The organism is Candidatus Manganitrophaceae bacterium, from assembly GCA_012960925.1.
Lineage (GTDB): Bacteria > Nitrospirota > Nitrospiria > SBBL01 > JAADHI01 > DUAG01.
Genome location: DUAG01000064.1, coordinates 1 through 1,890 on the forward strand (window position 1 = coordinate 1; position 1,890 = coordinate 1,890).

Consider the following 1,890-nt stretch of genomic DNA (forward strand, 5'->3'; position numbering starts at 1 on the left):
CTCTTCAAAGACAGCGGCCGCTCTCCCAAGGCCCATTGAGGGCCCTCTGAAGCGCCTGTACGTCAGTGGGTACCCTAGATCAGCCGGCTAGTCAGAGGGGTCCCCTCTGGCCCCATCAATCCGATATCACGAGAGGGGGTCCATGGCATCTCCGTTGAGGTTGGAGAATTTATCCTCGGAGCATTCATTGCAAGCGAGCACTAGAGTGAGTTTCGGATAGATCTCCCACCAGAAGGAAACCGGGGCTTCGATGGAGCTCTTTCCGCAGTAAACACAAGCACCGGAGTTATTCTGCCAACATTCCTCCTTGTCTTCCCAATCTATCTTTGGCGCCCCGGTTTGCTTATTCTCAATTCTGAAAGCAATCTCCTTGGCACTCTTCTCTAGAGATTCTTTCCCAGGGTAGGTCCAAACCCCATCGACGGTAGGCTTGCCGTTTGCGAACTCGCCCTCGAACATTTTCCACGGAATCCCATCTTCATCGAAATCCAGTTCTAGGATTCCCCTGCCTTCCCTAATCCCATTCACGAACTGGCCATGATACTCCCCCCTCTCCCGATCTTCGGTGAAAGCCGATACGAAATCGTCCAAATTCATGGCACTTATTGCATCTTTATCCAGATTTAGGATCTCATCTACTCCCAGGTTCTTAGGAATCCCAAAAGACAGCCCCCTTGTGACTCCGCCGTGGAATACCTCAACTCCCTCACCGTGGTATTTTCCTTCTCTGAACTCTCCAACGTAACTGTAAGGTCCAGTGAGTAACAACTCACCCTTGCCGTGAGGAATTAGGTCCTTGAACTCCCCCTTGTAGTAATACTCGAAGCTTGCTGTCCAATCTAATTCCTTAAGTCTCAGCAGCATATCCATTTCTTGGGTTTCTTCCTGAACTCTATACCAATCATCTTCCTCAAAATTATTTTCATAGTCTTTTTCATAAGCAGCAAAGTCCAATCCAAAATACTTCGGATAAGGGGAAGATGCCCCCTTGAGCGCCTTATCAATACTCAATTCCAAGCATTGAAGGTGCCTTCTCCTCAAGTCTTCTATCACTTTACAGGTGTTCTCATTGACTCTGATCCCACTCCCCTTGGTAGTTTCCAGGAAGGTTGGAAAGTCCCATATTTTCTTGAAACTTCGAGGATGGAAATCCTCTCCAACCCATTTGCCATGATACTGGTCTCTCCATCTTAGCCTGATGTTTGTCAAAAAATTTGAATTCACAGGATGCGTCAGATTCCTCAAGACTGAGTCAGACCCCAACTCGGGACAAAAATAACCTTCAGTCTTCCTTCCCGCTGAAACATGGCCCTGGAAGGTCCAGCCCGAGGAGAATCTTTCAGAAAAACCACCGTCGACCCACATGGAATATTGGAAAATTTGTGCATCAAGAGATCCATCGTCTGGCATAGAAGTATCAGGCAACCCATCCTTGAACCACCCGAAGTAAATCCCTCCGCCAGAGAACTGGAACTGCTCGTAACTTGGCATATAGGGCGCAAATGCCTTCCAAGCATGCGCAAGTGACTTCCAATTCCTCAACGGACGTCTGATTTGCGAGCCGAACCTTTCGATCCACCACGGCGACTGGAACTCCCCGTCTTCGAAGAACCCGTTGTAATGCGAACCATCGTGAAAGGCAGCCTCACCCCTTCCATTGGGCAGACCGTGCTTCATATCCCCCCAGTAATATCCATTCGGGAAAAAGAAATCAGGATACGGGCCGTCCTCCTCTTCATCCCATTCCATGTTGCCTTTCTCCAACGTTTTTATTATTTCAAATAATGGAATATCTTGTGGCTAGAAGGGCTATGTGAGCGAGCCCTCTGACCCCAGTAGCATTCAGAGGGGCTAGGTAAGCACCCCTCTGAGAATACTGACCTCTCAAAG

Annotated in this window: 1 protein-coding gene; it reads right to left on the minus strand. The window is 48.7% G+C overall.

The annotated features are described in order from the left end of the window. Positions 1-126: 126 nt before the first annotated feature. Complete coding sequence (locus tag EYQ01_10035) at positions 127-1,749, minus strand: hypothetical protein (GenBank protein ID HIE66122.1); 1,623 nt, start codon at positions 1,747-1,749, stop codon at positions 127-129. Positions 1,750-1,890: the final 141 nt, after the last annotated feature.

Bases quoted from the DNA above. Each gene is read 5' to 3' on its own strand.
- EYQ01_10035 (HIE66122.1), bottom strand. From the start codon at position 1,749: ATGGAATGGGATGAAGAGGAGGACGGCCCGTATCCTGATTTCTTTTTC.